The following is a 14,867-nucleotide window of genomic DNA, read 5'->3' on the forward strand; positions in this document are numbered from 1 at the left end:
ATCAAAAAAATGGTAGTCTGGGCGCTTTTTGATAGTGGAAATGGTTCTTACTTCAATGGCGCTAACTCTCTGAATAGTTCGGGGGGGGACGAATATTGAAATCTATTCAATCGGAATGGATATAGAAAACAAGAACAATCATTTCATAAATCTAGACCTTGCTGATTACAAACGTTTATTTGGAGATAACACACTCTTTGACGTGTTAGACAAATTACCAAAACCTGACCTTATAATAGCTAGTCCGCCATGTGAATCATGGTCAAATGCTTCTGCAATGGAAAATGGGAATGCGTGTTGGAAACGCAATGATGTGTCTGATAGCTTGTTTGCTCCACAAGTAAGACCTTCACCGTTCACGATCAGGGCAAATCAGGATTACGAGTCAGCCTATATAAATTATCAGTACGACAGGCAATTTTTAAAAAGGGTCAATGGCGAGCTAACAGCTTTCAACACAATAGAAATCATAAAAAGATATAGACCACAGTTTTGGGTTATTGAGAATCCAGCAGCTGACAGACTGTGGCCCTACATTGAGGATATTATTGGATTCAGAATTCCATACAAAAACCTAGCTAGATACAATAATTATGATTATCCTTTACAAAAACGGACGATTTTTGGAAGCAATATTGAACTTAATCTTAAGAATAAAATTATCAAGCAGGACATAGAGTGGAAGAACTTCTCAAAATCATACAACGAGAGATCTAATATACCTGAAAAATTGGTGTCAGAAATTTTCGAAAAAATCTACAAGGAGTTTTGCAAAGATGATTGAGCTCAACTTCATTTATAACGGTCACCGCAAGATACTCATTGGGAGTTTTAGCCATATACATAGCGCAATTAATGAATTAAAGAAACATCAAGCTAGTTACTCAGCAATCAGTAATCCACGATTTCGGAAAAGCATGAGTGATGAAAATATCAGGATTGATTACGGAGCAGCTGATTGCTACTACTTGATTACGAAGAAAAGAGAGGAAAAATAAGATGAATACAAAAATGAATTTGGAAGAAAAGGTTCAACAGTGGTTTGTTGATAGAAATCTACATGAAGCGAATCCTGTCAAGCAGTTCTTGAAGCTTATGGAAGAGTCAGGAGAATTGTTCGAAGGAATTGCAAAGGACAAATCTGAACTGATCTATGATGCACTTGGTGATATCCAGGTAGTAATGATTGGACTTGAACAACAAATCAAGAATGGAGCTCAGATCTCCGCTAACCAACAGGAACTTGAATTGTTATTGATGGTTTCCAGTCTTGGTAACATTGCTCAGAAACTATACTCTCATGTTTGTCATAATGAGACACAGACTCCACTGATCAAGTCAGACTTGATGTTTCTTGATAGTGTTGTTAGTACGGTTTCATTTTGCAATGGCACTACAGCTGAAAGTTGCTTAGAAGAAGCTTATGAAGTCATCAAGGACCGCAAAGGTAAGATGATTGATGGGGTGTTTGTGAAAGAGGAGGATTTATAAAATGAAAAGACTAGGAATTATTTTAGGGTTTGTATTTGTAATCGTTGCATCACCGTTCGTGGTTCAGTATGGATGGAATGAAATTATCACAACAATCATTCCAGTTGGTAAAATTACAGTCTGGCAAGCGTTCGGTATGGATATGCTACTATCTTTCATTTTTCCTGTGTCGTCTAGCAAAAAAATATCTGAAGAGGATTATTCATATGCTGTAAAAAGCAGTATATCAAAAATTATTACATGTGCATTTTTGATATGGTTAGCTAGTTTGTTCATCTAAGGAGGTTCTGCCAGATGATTGAAATAAATGGTAAAAACTACGAAGTCCATAAAGTGAAATTCACAAAGAAGGATTTAAAAAACTTAAAAAAAGGAGAAACACTTATTTTTATCTCCGAAGAAGCTAAACAAGCTATAACTGTTAGTCTGGAGGATAAGGAGTGAGATATTTTAAAATCCTATGTGTTGTTTTACTCGCATTCTTCCTCGTGGCATGTCACCAGATTTCGAGTGGGACAGTGGTAGATAAGTACATTGATGAACCTCACACAACGTTCATACCCGTTATGACAGGAAAAAGTTCGGTACTTGTGCCAACAAGAACCAAAAGAAAATACATTCTGATCGTTTCAGGATATGCAGGTAATAAGAAAGTTGAAGAAACATTTGAAGTGACAGCAGAGGAATACAAATACTATGAAATTGGCAACAATTTTACACAAAATGCCGTTTCAGAAAATGAAGGAGGGGAAGAAAATGATTGAATTTATTAAAGAATTTGGAATAACTTTTCTGTGCTTTTTTATCGGTTACTCAGTTGTTGAATGTGTGACAGGGAAGGAAAAGAAAGATGATCAATAATGTTGTGTTAGTAGGTCGCTTGACTCGTGACCCTGAGTTACGATACACACCATCAAATGTTGCAGTTGCGACATTCAGTTTGGCAGTGAATCGCAATTTTAAGAATCAGGCAGGTGATCGTGAAGCTGATTTTATCAGTTGCATCATGTGGCGCTAGCAGGTTGAAAATTTCGCAAATTGGTGCAAAAAAGGGAATCTGGTAGGAATCACAGGCCGCATCCAGACTCGTAGTTATGATAATCAGCAAGGCCAACGTGTCTATGTGACGGAAGTGGTAGCTGAAAGTTTTCAAACGCTTGAAAAGAAGGATAATACTGCTAACCAGTCAAGCATGGAAAACCAGATGCCACCAAGCTATGGCCAAAGCGAACCAATGGATATTTCAGATGATGGGTTGCCGTTTTAGGGAGGTAGTAAGATGAATAAACAGGAATTGATTGAGAAAATTGGAAGTTTAGATAAATTGTATGGAGAAAAGTATTATGTTGCTTTGGACGATGTTTTAGATTTAGTGAAACAACTAGACGAACCAGAAAAAGTCGTAGTACCGCAGTTTGTGGCAGGTTGGATTGAGGAAGCTAGAAAATCTTGCAAAGACGTAGCAGACTTCTTCGATTTTGATTTCACAAATGAAGAAGTTGGTAAATGGTTTATGCAAGAACGACCGTTTGATTTAGCCGCTCGTGCATGGCTGGATGGCTACGAGGTCGAGAAAGAGAAGAGATATCGGGTAAAGGTGAAAGGCATTTGTGGAAATCACGAAACTTTGAACCGTGAAAAACATTCAAACAAATGGCTTTTCTCAGACCGGGAAGAAAACTCACTTTATGGCACACACCACACCCGAAAAGAATTAGAAGATGCTGGTTTTAGTGAAGTGTTTAATAGTCCATTGTTTGAAGTCGAGGAGGTGGAGTGATGGTACAAACCATTGAACAAGCAATAAAAACTGAAAACAAACGCATAAAAATCCCTGCGAAAATCAGACCGTTTGATGTGGGTTATAGAATAGTAAATAAACACGGTCAAGCGCTTGCCTTAAAAAATGGAGCAAGTATATTCGCTTTACCATCGCTTGCTGAAAAAGCGATAAAGAAAGAGTTTGGGAAAAATGATCCAGACTTTGACATTAAGAAGCATTCTGTTGAAGAGGTTGCTATTATCAATTTAAGTAAATTTCATAGTTATTTTGAGGAGGTTGAGTGATGATTATCAAGAATTACAAATATGATTATTCAGCTGGCAGAATCTGCTACACAATTGATGTTGATGGCTATGAACAAGCCATGGAACACACAAAGACAGAGCACGGAAGTGTGCAAAGAAATGATATTGATGATTTCTTAAATACGGTTGAGGAATACGACTTTCAAGAAGCTGAGATGATTGAAGCATTCGTTGACTTTCAAAATGATTTGCTCTTATATGGAATTGATTTTGAATTGAGAAATGAGGTGGAATAAATGGAAAATTTCATGTTTTGGGGAATGTTCTTTGCTTGTTTGCTGATTTCAGCTATGACATTTTATATTATGTATTCTCAAGCAATGGTCAATAGAGATTTAGAAAGAAAATACAAAGACTTAAACCAAGAAATTTCAAGAGTTTTTGGTTGGGAAGAATATGACTGGGCAAAAAATTTTAGGGACTATGCACGAGAAGTTCAAGAACTAATCAAGTTTAAAAAAGAAATTGAACAACTTGAAATTATTAAAAAAGCATTAGAAGTAAAAAGTTTGGAAGAGTTGCATAAGAAGAAAGAACAGATTGAAAATGTAATCAAAACGTTAGAAAAATGAGGAGGTGGAGTGATGGCTAGAAAGATACAAGCAACGCTTACCAAAGAGCTGTATGATCATGTTGAAGCTATAAGAGAATATGGTGGTTATAGAAGCCTATCAGAAGTGGTCAATAAAGCACTTGAAAAGTTAGTAAATGAACATACCAACAATGAAATATATAAATATTATTTGAAAAAAGTAAGAGATGGAAGAGAGGACACAGAATGAAACGTTTTATCGCAATCTGGATTTTATTGTCTGCTGGATTAAATATTTGGCAGATGGGTAGGATTGCAGAACTAGAACAAAAGAAGCCGATGGTTATCTACAAGACAGATAATCGAGGCGCAGAGATTTTCGGCAAAGTTGTTGAGAAAGGACGACATGGCAAGCTATACACAATTACCATTCGTGACTACGGGGTGTTCGTAGTTACGAACGAAGTGTATGAGAAAGTGAAAATTGGAGATGAGGTAAGATTGTAATGACAAAGTACAAGAAACCAACTTACATCATCATCCAAGAAGCAATGGCAGAGCGTATTAGATTTTTGGAAGATGAACTGTACGAAATGATAAAGCAGATAGTTTCTGACATCAGTAATGCTTTTTCTAAAATGTTCGATAGCTTATTTAATTATTTAGAAAATTCGGAGGTAAAATTTGAAGAAATTGAGCAACAAGGAACTTCAACTACTGGACCAAGAACTATTCAAGTTCCGAGGTATCCAGCGAACCATAGATTTACGCAGGCTGGAGCTAACTACCAGAAACCCAGACAGCCAAGGTGGGCCTTCAATCGGAATCAGCAAACCAACAGAAACCATCGCGGTCAAGCTCGCAGATGATCCGACATTAAAGTTCCTGGAAGGCTTCAAGGAGATTGTGGACAAGCTACTTTCTAACCTAATCGACGAAGACAAGGAAATCTTCAATCTACGCTGGCAGTACCCACAACTACGCTGGGAAGAAATTGCAGACCAGAAATTTTTAAGCAATGCAACAATCTATCGCCGTCGTAGAATTATCTTGGAGCAGTATGCAATATTAAAAGGGGAATTGTAAAATGAGAAAAAAGGCTACTATTTTTCTCATGAAAATCTTGGTATTATGATAGTGTCGGAACGAGAAGACGGATAGATACCCACAAGAGCCTTTCGTTTTCAGAGGAACACCTTTCAAGAATAACCAGAACTCGCCCGACAGATTTACAGGTCAGTTGCAGAAATGCACTGGCTTTTTCATTTATCTGCAAGAAAGGAGGGAAAAGGCTATGAACTATGTTGAACCAATTCGCAACAAGGAAGACATCGACATCATGTGTGATTATCTAAAAGATTGGGACTATCGCAACTATTTGATATTCTTGACAGGGATTAACACAGGCTTACGCATTTCCGACATTCTGAATCTAAAGGTGTCTAATGTCCGTGGCTGGTATCTTTTGCTGATAGAAAGAAAAACAAAGAAACGTCGCAAGGTCAAGATGAATGCTTTTCTCAAACGGGAAATGGATAAACACATCAAAGGCAAACGTGTCGGCGATTACTTATTCCAAAGTCGCAAAGGAAAGAACAAGCCGTTGACAAGACAGGCAGCATACAGCATTATCAAGATAGCTGCTGAAGATTGTGGAGTTGAAAATGTTGGAACGCATACCATGCGAAAAACTTTTGGCTATCACTATTATCAGAAGTACAAGGATATTGCCATGCTCATGGAATTGTTCAATCATGCTAGCGCAGCAATTACCAAAAGATACATCGGTATCAACCAAGACCAACAGGACCGAGCCTTAGCAAATTTCCGTTTAGGAACATAAGAATGTGACATATTGCAGTAGTGTCAGATTGAAAAATAAGAAAGCTGGAAAACCTTTTGTTTACAAGACTTTTGAGAAAAAAGCGAAAGTGACACAATATAGGTTAAAGATGATTGAGAGGGAAAATGGTATAGTTTTATTTTAGGAACTATCAAGCAGAGAACTTGTCAAGTAGTTTTTGAAAAATGAGAAAAAAGGGTACTATTTTTCTCACGATTTTCGTGTTATATTTGTATCATGAATTTTTGTAAACAAGTAGGACAGCTGGACGAGTTGTCCTTTTCTGTTGATGAGGATAGTGGAACATGAGAACATTTTGCATCATGAATAAACAGACAGGAAAATTTGTTTATGGAACTGACTATAGATATTCTCCTCCACACCAAAGGACAAGTGATAGACAAGCCTTGACTTATTCAAGCAAACTTAAGGCAACACTTGAGCTCGAGAAAAGAGGATGTGGTCGTAATTATGTGGTTGTCCAAGTGAAGCTGGAGGTAGTCAGTGACATTTAAACCTGTTCGTAAAACGCTGAAGTCTAGTCGCTGGGATAAATTCCGAAGTCGTACAATGAAACGTGACAAGTATCTCTGTCAAGAATCGTTGAGATACGGCAAGACTGTTCCAGCTGAAATGGTACATCACATTTATCCAGTATCAGAATATCCAGAACTGGAGTTTGTATCTTGGAATGTTATTAGTCTGACTAACAAAGTACACGGAACCTTTCACGATAGAACCAACGACAAAGTTGTAGGGCAGGGCTTGTGGTGGCAAAGAAAACGAAAAAAATTTTTTGATGAATTTTATAAAAATCTTTCAGTCATTCACAAAGCCCCCCCTCAAAATTAAAATCACTTTGTGCCGTTGGGGACCGGGAAGGGGAACTTTTTCCCCCTCTACGATTCTGTGAGGATTTTTGTCACATTTTTACACGAAATTTTTGGAAGGAGGGGAGTTTTTGGCAAGGCCTAAAGGACAAAGCACAATCAAAAACAGAATTGTGAAGTCCATGAAAGAAATGGGGACCTACTCAAAGCATTATGATGATATCATCGAAATTTATTCTGGCTTGCTCTATGACTACCAGAACGCTCGGGAAGAGTTCTTGGCTAATGGGTCACAGTTCACAGAAGAGCATGAAACAGGTAGAGGCACCATTGTTGAGAGAAAGACACCGTTGGTTCAGTCCATGGAAAATCTTCGCAAGGATATTGTTACCTATTCGGATAGACTTGGCTTAAATCCAAAGGCTGTCGGAATCGAACCACCTAAACCAAAGGATGCTGGAGGTCTGGAAGGCATGATTGCTAATCTGCTATGATGATCAAAAACAATTCACCCAACTTCAAAATAGCGGTGGACTATGCAACTGATGTAGTCTCTGGCAAGATAATTGCTGGCAAGAGGAGAATAAAGGCTTGCCAGAGGTTTCTCGATGACCTTGCAAGCGACAAGTTTGATTTTAGAAATGAGCAGTTTGATTTTGTAGTAAAATTCATTCAGGGTTTGGTTGTACACAGGAAAGGCGAATCCTTGGAGGGTATGCCCTTAACAAATGCCCCTTTCATTTTGCAACCTTGGCAGATTTTCTGTATCGTCAATCTCTTTGGTTTTTATCGTAAAAATACAACAATAAGGCGTTTCACTGAAGCGCTTTTTATGTTGCCACGGAAAAACGGTAAAACACCATTTGCCTCTGCCCTGGCTTTGACAGCTGCTATCTTAGATAACCAAAGTGGCTCAAATGTGTATATCCTAGCCAACTCTCTCAAACAAACACGAGAGAGTTTTGACTTTTTAACGCATACAGTCAAGTTCTGGAAAGATAAGTCCATCAAAATCAAGGATAACAACAATGAGCATGTAATCCGTAAGGAGTTTTCCAAAGGCTCTTTCACCATCAATGCTCTTGCTGCTGAAGAAGACAATCTGGACTCATTCAACGGGAACATCATCATCCTAGATGAGATCCACGGGATGAAGTCATCCAAGAAGTACACGCTGATGAAAAATGCCCAGAGGGCTTATCGGAATAAGTTGCTTATGGCCATCACGACTGCAGGGGACAAGCCAAACGGTTTCTTAGCCCAGCGGTTGAAGTACTGCGACAAGGTTCTTGATGGAACTGTGGAAGATGACAGTTATTTCTTGTTTATCTGTGATGCGGATACCGATAAAGATGGGAAAATAGTCGATTTCACTAACCCAATCTACATCCAGCAAGCCAATCCGTCGCTTGGTGTGACGGTCGAGCTCAAGGAACTTGTCCACGATGCAGAGGTCGCATTGGCTGATCCACAGACACGGAATGAATTCTTTAACAAGACCCTCAATGTCTTCACTAACTCAATGACGGCATATTTCAATGTTCAGGACTTTATCAACTCTGATTTGAATTATGACTGGACCTTGGAAGACTTGGTTAAGTTGCCTATCAAATGGTATGGTGGTGCAGACTTGTCCAAGCTTCATGATTTGACTGCTGCAGCTCTATACGGAACTTATGAAGATGTGGACATTGTTATCACTCATGCATTCTTCCCAATTACTGCTGCACATCAGAAGGCTAATGATGATGGTATTCCATTGTTTGGTTGGGAACAAGATGGATGGTTGACCATGTCAAACACTCCAACAGTTTCCTATGACGACATCGTGAATTGGTTTGTCAGTATGAGGGATATGGGTTTCAAAATCCAACGTGTGGGATTTGATAAGAAGTTCGGTCGTGAGTTCTTCTCAGGTATGAAAAAGGCCAAGTTCAAGATTGTGGATGCTCCACAGTATTTCTGGAAAAAGTCGGAAGGCTTCAGACGAATTGAAACCAAGTCACTCAACGGGAAATTTTACTATTGCCATTCTGACGCATATGAGTATTGTGTCGGAAATGTCCGTGGGATTGAAAAGGTCGATGACATGATCCAGTATGAAAAGGTCGAGAAGTCTATGCGTATTGACTTATTCGATGCGTCGGTGTTTGCTGCTTGTCAAATGCTAGAAGATAGCGAGAAATCAGGCAACGCTTCTGCTTGGTTGAACGGAGGAAGAAATTGAAAAAACGAAAGAAAAACAACACAAATCAAATTCGGTCTGAGCCATCATCTGCTATGCAAGTCTTTGTGTCAGAGGATTTTTTCAAAAAATCCATGTCACAGGGTTATATTCGGCTTGCTGATTGTCCAGAAGTTCGGACGGCGGTTGATAGGATTGCTGACATGGTTTCGTCCATGACCATCCACTTGATGGAGAACACAGAAAAAGGCGACATTCGGCTCAAGAATGAGCTATCTCGCAAGATTGATGTCAATCCTTACAAGTGGATGAGCCGTAAGAAGTGGGTAGCCAACATTGTCAGGTCAATGCTTTTGGAAGGCGATGGGAATAGCGTTGTCTATCCAATCATTGACAAAGATGGCTTGATTGCTGACTTGAAACCATTGCCACCATCAAAAATACGATTTGACGGGACCAGCTTTGACTATCAAGTTGTCTATGATTACCAAGAAGTGTATGGACCTGACGAAGTGCTACACTTTGCCATGAATGTCCACCCTGAAAAGCCTTGGCTTGGGCAAGGGTATAGGGTTGTCATGGCTGACCTGCTGAAAAATCTCAAGCAGGCTTCGGATACAAAAAATGAATTTATGTCTGGGAAGTATATGCCATCTCTGATTGTCAAGACGGATGCCAATACGGCAGAGCTTGCTTCGGAAGAAGGTCGTGACAAGGTATTTGACATGTACCTAAAAAACTCTACGGCTGGCAAGCCATGGATTATTCCTGCTGAGATGATAGATGTCCAGCAAATCAAACCACTTAGTCTGAATGACATTGCCATCAAGGACAGTGTGGAAGTAGATAAGACAACCATTGCCAATATCTTACAAGTACCAGCCTTTTTTGTCGGTGTCGGTAAATTCGATAAAGCTGAGTTTGATAACTTTGTCACCACTCGCATACGCTCCATCGCTGAGATTATTCAACAGGAACTGACAGCCAAGTTGCTACTTTCTCCACATCACTATTTTATTTTGAACTGGAGAAGTCTACTGACTTACGACCTCAAGGCTTTGTCGGAAATTGGCTCAAATCTCTATATTCGTGGATTGATGGAAGGGAATGAAGTCCGTAATTGGATAAACTTGCCACCAAAAGAAGGGTTGGACCAGCTTGTCATTTTGGAAAACTTTATTCCAGCGGACAAGATTGGCGATCAGAAAAAACTAGAGAAAGGAGAAATAAGTGGAGAGAACAACCTATCTGACTCGTAGCTTTAAATCTGAACTTGCTGTTCGTGAACAACAAGAAGGCCAACAAGAGAAAGTAATTGAAGGTTATTTTGCAGTCTATGGCTCTGAAACAGAATTGTGGCCAGGTGCTTTTGAAGAAATCAAAAGTGGCGCATTTGATGATACTCTCGAGAATGATATTCGAGCGCTTATCAATCACAATACAGAGCTTGTACTTGGTCGTAATAAGGCTGGTACATTGACTTTGGAAGCTGATGACAAGGGACTATGGGCCCGTGTTGTTATCAACGAACAAGATACTGATGCACTTAATCTGTATGCTCGTGTTCAACGTGGAGATGTGGATCAATGTTCATTTGGTTTTAACATCATCGAAGAATCAACAGAATTCCGTGAAGATGGAACAATCAAGTGGACAATTGAGAAGATTGACCTACATGAAGTATCTATCGTAACTTTCCCAGCATATGAAGCTACTAGTGTTCAAGCTCGGAAACGAGATTTTGAAAATCTACAAAATCGGACCTTGGAAGTCCGAAAAAAACAATTAAAGGAGAAATTAACCCATGCTAAAACAACTCATGCTCCGTCGCAAAATTAAGGTCTTGAAAGAAAGCTTGTCTGATCTGAACGACGGTAATAACTTTGATGAACGCAGTGCTCAGCTTGAAGTAGCCATCGAAGAAGCACGGTCTGACGAAGAAATCAAGGCTGTCGAAGAAGAAATCGACACTTTGACAAAGGAACAAGCTGAATATCAAGACAAAGTCGATGCTATCCAATCCGAAATTGACGAACTTGAAGAAGAATTGGCTGCATTGGAAGGCAAGGAGCCTAAAGATGAACCCAAAGAAGAACCTGCTGCTGAACCTGAAAACCGAAACAAACAAAAAGGAGAACTCTCAACTATGACACGAAACAAATATTTTGGTGGATTGACTCGCACTGCTATGGCTGAATTGGTAGAACGCAGCGAAGTCAAGTCATTCCTAGAAAACACACGCAGCCTTATCCAAGAAAAACGTGCTGTCAATGGTTCAGAATTGACCATTCCAGAAGTGTTCTTGGAGTTGCTTCGCAACAACATGGACCAATATTCAAAACTGATCACTAAAGTTTGGCTCAAACCTGTGAAGGGCGAAGCTCGTCAGAACATCGCTGGTACAATCCCAGAAGGTATCTGGACGGAGATGATTGGAAAACTCAATGAAGTTGATTTCAAATTCAATCAAGTCGAAGTTGACGGCTACAAGGTTGGTGGCTTTACAGCTGTCCCTAATTCCATCTTGAAGGACTCAGACCTCAACCTTGCTAACGAAATTCTTTTGGGTCTCGCTCAAGCCATTGGTCTTGCTCTTGATAAGGCTATCCTTTACGGTAAAGGGACTAAGATGCCTGTTGGTATTGTGACTCGCTTGGCAGAAACCCAGAAACCTAACTACTGGGGTAAGAATGAGCCAGATTGGACTGACCTGCATTCTACTCACTTGTCAGTAGTACCTACTAAAATCACTGATCCTATAAAATATTATCAGGAATTGGCTACTAAGCTAAATGTCATTGATGCCGACTACTCAGACGGCAATGTCTTCTGGGCTATGTCTCGCAAAACACATCAAGACTTGAAAATTAAGTTGATGAGTTTCAACTCGGCTGCAGCAATCGCGTCAGGTCTTGACAATACATTACCTGTCATTGGCGGTGATGTTGAAGAACTAAATTTCATCCCAGATGGACATATTATCGGTGGCTTTGGCTCTCTTTACATTTTAGCAGAACGTGAGGGAGCAACCATGGCCCAATCTGAACATGCTCAATTCATCGAGGACAATACTGTCTTCAAGGGCATTGCACGTTATGACGGGCGTCCAATCTTTGGTGAGGCTTTCGTGGCAGTCAATGCATCAGGTAAAGATGGAGCAGTTGCCCCAGCACCAACAGATGTGACATTCGCTGCAGACAGGGCTAACACACCAGGTTAGGAGGTAAACCATGAATTCAGTTGATGTAAGAGTTAAAGCACTCGTAACTTTTTCCGATAGCCAATCTCCAATTGGCCTTCGGAGAAAAGATGAGGAGTTTGTGACGGCAAAAGACCGAGTAGACTATCTGAACGATTTGAATAAAGAACCGCTTGTAGCTGTTTTGGATGAAACAGAAATACTGCACTCCGAATCAGTAAGTGAAAGTGTTTCTGAACCTGTGTCCGAGTTAGCAAGCGAGCTGTCCTCAGAAACCACTACAACTCGAAAATCTTTTGAAGAAAGCGAGTAAGCCATGGAAGATTCAGATGTCTTGAAACTGGTTAAAATGAAAGAAGGTATCAAGTCCGACAAACGCGACGAATATCTAATGAAGCTTATCAAAAGCTCTATTGATGAGTTAGAACAAGTCAAGGGCATTGCCATTGACCTGAATCTACCTCACCATGTTACCTTCGTTGCCGATTGGACATACTACCAGTACATCAACAAAGACCAGCCAACCATGCCACGCTATCTACAGCAGAAACTGCACGACTATCAAATCACATATAGGAAGCAGGCAGAGTCATGAGATGGAATGAAGATTGCACCCTAATTTCGCTTTCTGAAGAGCCGACATTGGATGAGTTGCTACAACCAACCTACAAAGAGGTAGGTGTTGAGGTATCATGCAATAAGCGGTCTCTCACACGGTCAGAGTATTATTTTGCATCACAAGCCAACATGAATCCTTCCATGGTACTTGAGGTCCACGATTTTGAGTATGACAATCAGGTGTATGTGGATTTTGAAGGAGTGAGATACGAGGTCATCAAGACATTTGAAAATGGGGATATCATCGAATTGACTTGTGAGGTAGTAAAAAATGGCACTGGATCTAACTAGCGAAATCATGTCTGCACTGGAAGAGTGGTCGGAAGAAGTTGAGCAAGAAGTTGATGAAGCTGCTAGCGATGTTGTCGATAAAGCTGTAGCCAAGTTAAGGGTCAGCAGCCCAAAGATGACAGGAAACTATAGAAAGAAATGGGCCAAGAAACGATTAAAGAACGGAACTTATGTGGCATATGTCAGAGGACCTGACTATCGCCTAACCCATTTACTTGAAAATGGGCATGTCAACCGTGATGGTGGACGAACGAGCCCGCAGGTCCATATCGCACCAGTGGAAGAAGAAGCTATTGCCGAATTTGAAGAACTCATCAGGAGAATTGGCCAATGAAACTATCAGAATTTGCAGCTGTCATGAATGAATTGGGAATACCGTGCCGTTACCGTCAATTCAGGAAAGGGGAAAAACCTAAACCACCCTACGCAGTCTATTATCAGGATGGAGAGGATAATCTCAATGCTGATAATGAAGCGTATCACACTATCAAATCAGTTACGGTAGAACTGATTACTGATAAGAAAAATGAAGCATTGGAAGATACATTAAAGAGCCTGTTTAATCAAAACAAGCTCTTTTTTGAGTTTTCTGATGAGATGTACATTGAGTCAGAAGGGCTCTATCAAGTCATATATGATGTCAGTCTAATTTAAGAAGGAGAAGAACATGACGAAAAAAAAAGAAAACAAAATTGAATTTGGTTTGGAGAAAGTCCATATTGCCAAAATTACCTCAGAGGATGCCCTAGGCAATTTGACTTACGACACTCCACAAGCACTACCTGGGGCCGTCGAGTTGACAATTGAACCACAAGGAGAAACGATTGATTTCCAAGCAGACAACGTGACCTACTATGGCGGCTCAACCAACAAGGGCTACACAGGTACATTGACAATTGCTCGCTTGACCGAGTATTTCCAAACTGAAATTTTAGGGGAGAAGCTAGCTTCAGACGGAACACAGTCTGAGTTTGCTGATGCGGAGAAAGCAGCCTTTGCGATGATGTTCCAAATTGAGGGGGATAAGAATGCTACTCGTCACGTAATGTACAAGTGTACAGTTACTCGACCAAAGCAGGGTTCCAAAACTAAGTCAGGAGACCCGAACACTACGGAACTTTCCTTTACATCAGTCCCACGATCATCTGATAAAGCTGTTAAGACTCGGACAACAGCAAACACAACCAAAGAAGTTTACGACGGCTGGTTTACAAATGTCTATAAACCTGCAGACGGCGTGACATTTGGAGCGACAGAAGGGGTAGGTGGCTAATGGAACGACTTTATCAAATTGGGGACCAAGAATTTCGGTTGGTGACTAATGGCTATACACCAATTGCTTACAAAAATCAATTTGGTCGTGACTATTTCCAGGACTTGATGAACATGTTCCAGGGCGACGCCCTATTGAAAATGGTGGCTTTGTCACAAGAACAGAAAGAAATTGATGTCAGTAAGCTAGACATGTCCATGTTGAAAGATTTCGATATGACTTTCTTTAACCGACTGTTTTGGACTTTTGTGAAATCGGGAGACCCTACGGTCAAGCCTTACGACAATTTTTACATGGATTTGGAATATTTCCCTGTCCAAGACGTCGCTCCTGTCTTAATGGAAATGCTGGAGGCAAACATGAACACAAAAAAGCCTTCGATGACAGCGAATCTGCAAGTGATGAACTTTTTACAGTAGAGTCCTATTTATCCTGCTGTAAAGAAGTCGGTCTGTCAGTAGAGGAGCTACAACACATCACACTTGGCATGGCCCTTGACTACCAAACAGACTATGTC

26 protein-coding genes and 2 pseudogenes are annotated in these 14,867 nt (G+C 40.2%); all 28 read left to right on the forward strand.

The features are described from left to right. Positions 1–9 precede the first annotated feature (9 nt). Positions 10–784 (forward strand): annotated as a pseudogene (locus QM867_RS03780) (DNA methyltransferase). A gap of 215 nt (positions 785–999) precedes the next feature. Continuing rightward, positions 1,000–1,491 (forward strand): MazG-like family protein, encoded by a 492-nt coding sequence (locus tag QM867_RS03785; RefSeq protein ID WP_414315203.1) that lies wholly within the window; start codon positions 1,000–1,002, stop codon positions 1,489–1,491. Position 1,492: 1 nt separating this feature from the next. After that, positions 1,493–1,771, forward strand: a complete 279-nt coding sequence (locus QM867_RS03790) for a hypothetical protein (RefSeq protein WP_075228939.1) — start codon at positions 1,493–1,495, stop codon at positions 1,769–1,771. A gap of 14 nt (positions 1,772–1,785) precedes the next feature. Then, positions 1,786–1,935 (forward strand): hypothetical protein, encoded by a 150-nt coding sequence (locus QM867_RS03795; RefSeq protein ID WP_180364490.1) that lies wholly within the window; start codon positions 1,786–1,788, stop codon positions 1,933–1,935. Continuing rightward, the gene (locus tag QM867_RS03800) at positions 1,932–2,255 is read left to right on the forward strand and encodes a 3-dehydroquinate synthase (RefSeq protein WP_083312399.1); all 324 of its coding nucleotides are present in this window, start codon (positions 1,932–1,934) and stop codon (positions 2,253–2,255) included. Before QM867_RS03795 ends, QM867_RS03800 begins: the two co-directional genes overlap by 4 nt. 86 nt (positions 2,256–2,341) lie before the next feature. Next, a pseudogene (gene ssb / locus QM867_RS03805) lies at positions 2,342–2,653 on the forward strand (single-stranded DNA-binding protein); the annotation flags it as partial. Positions 2,654–2,770: 117 nt separating this feature from the next. Beyond that, positions 2,771–3,271, forward strand: a complete 501-nt coding sequence (locus QM867_RS03810; protein ID WP_054368734.1) for a DUF1642 domain-containing protein — start codon at positions 2,771–2,773, stop codon at positions 3,269–3,271. Further along, on the forward strand, positions 3,271–3,558 hold the full coding sequence (locus QM867_RS03815) for a hypothetical protein (protein ID WP_061665041.1): 288 nt from the start codon (positions 3,271–3,273) through the stop codon (positions 3,556–3,558). Before QM867_RS03810 ends, QM867_RS03815 begins: the two co-directional genes overlap by 1 nt. Next, positions 3,558–3,815 carry a hypothetical protein gene (locus tag QM867_RS03820; RefSeq protein ID WP_061665042.1) on the forward strand — a complete coding sequence of 86 codons (258 nt, stop codon included), beginning with the start codon at positions 3,558–3,560 and terminating at the stop codon, positions 3,813–3,815. The genes QM867_RS03815 and QM867_RS03820 overlap by 1 nt, the downstream gene beginning before the upstream one ends. Further along, positions 3,816–4,151, forward strand: a complete 336-nt coding sequence (locus tag QM867_RS03825) for a hypothetical protein (protein ID WP_414315204.1) — start codon at positions 3,816–3,818, stop codon at positions 4,149–4,151. Positions 4,152–4,163: 12 nt separating this feature from the next. Then, complete coding sequence (locus QM867_RS03830; protein WP_075228937.1) at positions 4,164–4,361, forward strand: hypothetical protein; 198 nt, start codon at positions 4,164–4,166, stop codon at positions 4,359–4,361. Next, the gene (locus QM867_RS03835) at positions 4,358–4,618 is read left to right on the forward strand and encodes a DUF1372 family protein (RefSeq protein ID WP_075228936.1); all 261 of its coding nucleotides are present in this window, start codon (positions 4,358–4,360) and stop codon (positions 4,616–4,618) included. Before QM867_RS03830 ends, QM867_RS03835 begins: the two co-directional genes overlap by 4 nt. A gap of 177 nt (positions 4,619–4,795) precedes the next feature. Next, entirely contained in the window at positions 4,796–5,197 is a 402-nt protein-coding gene (locus QM867_RS03840; protein ID WP_414315205.1) for a transcriptional regulator, read from the forward strand. Between the two features lie 208 nt (positions 5,198–5,405). Then, positions 5,406–5,954 (forward strand): site-specific integrase, encoded by a 549-nt coding sequence (locus QM867_RS03845; RefSeq protein WP_054365603.1) that lies wholly within the window; start codon positions 5,406–5,408, stop codon positions 5,952–5,954. Between the two features lie 305 nt (positions 5,955–6,259). Then, on the forward strand, positions 6,260–6,469 hold the full coding sequence (locus tag QM867_RS03850) for a hypothetical protein (protein ID WP_138030406.1): 210 nt from the start codon (positions 6,260–6,262) through the stop codon (positions 6,467–6,469). Positions 6,470–6,524: 55 nt separating this feature from the next. Continuing rightward, positions 6,525–6,806, forward strand: a complete 282-nt coding sequence (locus tag QM867_RS03855) for an HNH endonuclease (protein ID WP_263480687.1) — start codon at positions 6,525–6,527, stop codon at positions 6,804–6,806. Positions 6,807–6,915: 109 nt separating this feature from the next. Then, positions 6,916–7,278, forward strand: coding sequence for a P27 family phage terminase small subunit (locus tag QM867_RS03860; protein WP_075228932.1), 363 nt, complete (start codon positions 6,916–6,918; stop codon positions 7,276–7,278). Continuing rightward, on the forward strand, positions 7,275–9,011 hold the full coding sequence (locus QM867_RS03865; protein WP_075228931.1) for a terminase large subunit: 1,737 nt from the start codon (positions 7,275–7,277) through the stop codon (positions 9,009–9,011). Before QM867_RS03860 ends, QM867_RS03865 begins: the two co-directional genes overlap by 4 nt. Then, a complete protein-coding gene (locus QM867_RS03870; RefSeq protein WP_138030405.1) occupies positions 9,008–10,228 on the forward strand; it encodes a phage portal protein in 1,221 nt (406 codons plus the stop codon). The genes QM867_RS03865 and QM867_RS03870 overlap by 4 nt, the downstream gene beginning before the upstream one ends. Beyond that, entirely contained in the window at positions 10,200–10,808 is a 609-nt protein-coding gene (locus QM867_RS03875) for an HK97 family phage prohead protease (RefSeq protein ID WP_054368725.1), read from the forward strand. Before QM867_RS03870 ends, QM867_RS03875 begins: the two co-directional genes overlap by 29 nt. Beyond that, positions 10,774–12,189, forward strand: coding sequence for a phage major capsid protein (locus tag QM867_RS03880; protein WP_075228930.1), 1,416 nt, complete (start codon positions 10,774–10,776; stop codon positions 12,187–12,189). The genes QM867_RS03875 and QM867_RS03880 overlap by 35 nt, the downstream gene beginning before the upstream one ends. A 10-nt stretch (positions 12,190–12,199) precedes the next feature. Beyond that, the gene (locus QM867_RS03885; protein ID WP_075228929.1) at positions 12,200–12,481 is read left to right on the forward strand and encodes a hypothetical protein; all 282 of its coding nucleotides are present in this window, start codon (positions 12,200–12,202) and stop codon (positions 12,479–12,481) included. A 3-nt stretch (positions 12,482–12,484) separates the two neighbouring features. Further along, entirely contained in the window at positions 12,485–12,763 is a 279-nt protein-coding gene (locus tag QM867_RS03890) for a hypothetical protein (RefSeq protein ID WP_075228928.1), read from the forward strand. Further along, positions 12,760–13,077: a phage head closure protein gene (locus tag QM867_RS03895; RefSeq protein WP_054365589.1), complete on the forward strand. Its 318-nt coding sequence runs from the start codon at positions 12,760–12,762 to the stop codon at positions 13,075–13,077. The genes QM867_RS03890 and QM867_RS03895 overlap by 4 nt, the downstream gene beginning before the upstream one ends. Continuing rightward, a complete protein-coding gene (locus QM867_RS03900) occupies positions 13,058–13,411 on the forward strand; it encodes an HK97 gp10 family phage protein (RefSeq protein WP_075228927.1) in 354 nt (117 codons plus the stop codon). The genes QM867_RS03895 and QM867_RS03900 overlap by 20 nt, the downstream gene beginning before the upstream one ends. Further along, positions 13,408–13,731, forward strand: a complete 324-nt coding sequence (locus tag QM867_RS03905) for a hypothetical protein (RefSeq protein ID WP_075228926.1) — start codon at positions 13,408–13,410, stop codon at positions 13,729–13,731. The genes QM867_RS03900 and QM867_RS03905 overlap by 4 nt, the downstream gene beginning before the upstream one ends. Before the next feature lie 13 nt (positions 13,732–13,744). Then, positions 13,745–14,350 (forward strand): major tail protein, encoded by a 606-nt coding sequence (locus QM867_RS03910; RefSeq protein WP_138030402.1) that lies wholly within the window; start codon positions 13,745–13,747, stop codon positions 14,348–14,350. Then, a complete protein-coding gene (locus QM867_RS03915; RefSeq protein WP_075229518.1) occupies positions 14,350–14,769 on the forward strand; it encodes a hypothetical protein in 420 nt (139 codons plus the stop codon). The genes QM867_RS03910 and QM867_RS03915 overlap by 1 nt, the downstream gene beginning before the upstream one ends. The last annotated feature ends 98 nt before the right edge of the window (positions 14,770–14,867 follow it).

Origin of the sequence: Streptococcus infantis (assembly GCF_047463635.1) — a bacterium.
Classification (GTDB): domain Bacteria; phylum Bacillota; class Bacilli; order Lactobacillales; family Streptococcaceae; genus Streptococcus; species Streptococcus infantis_W.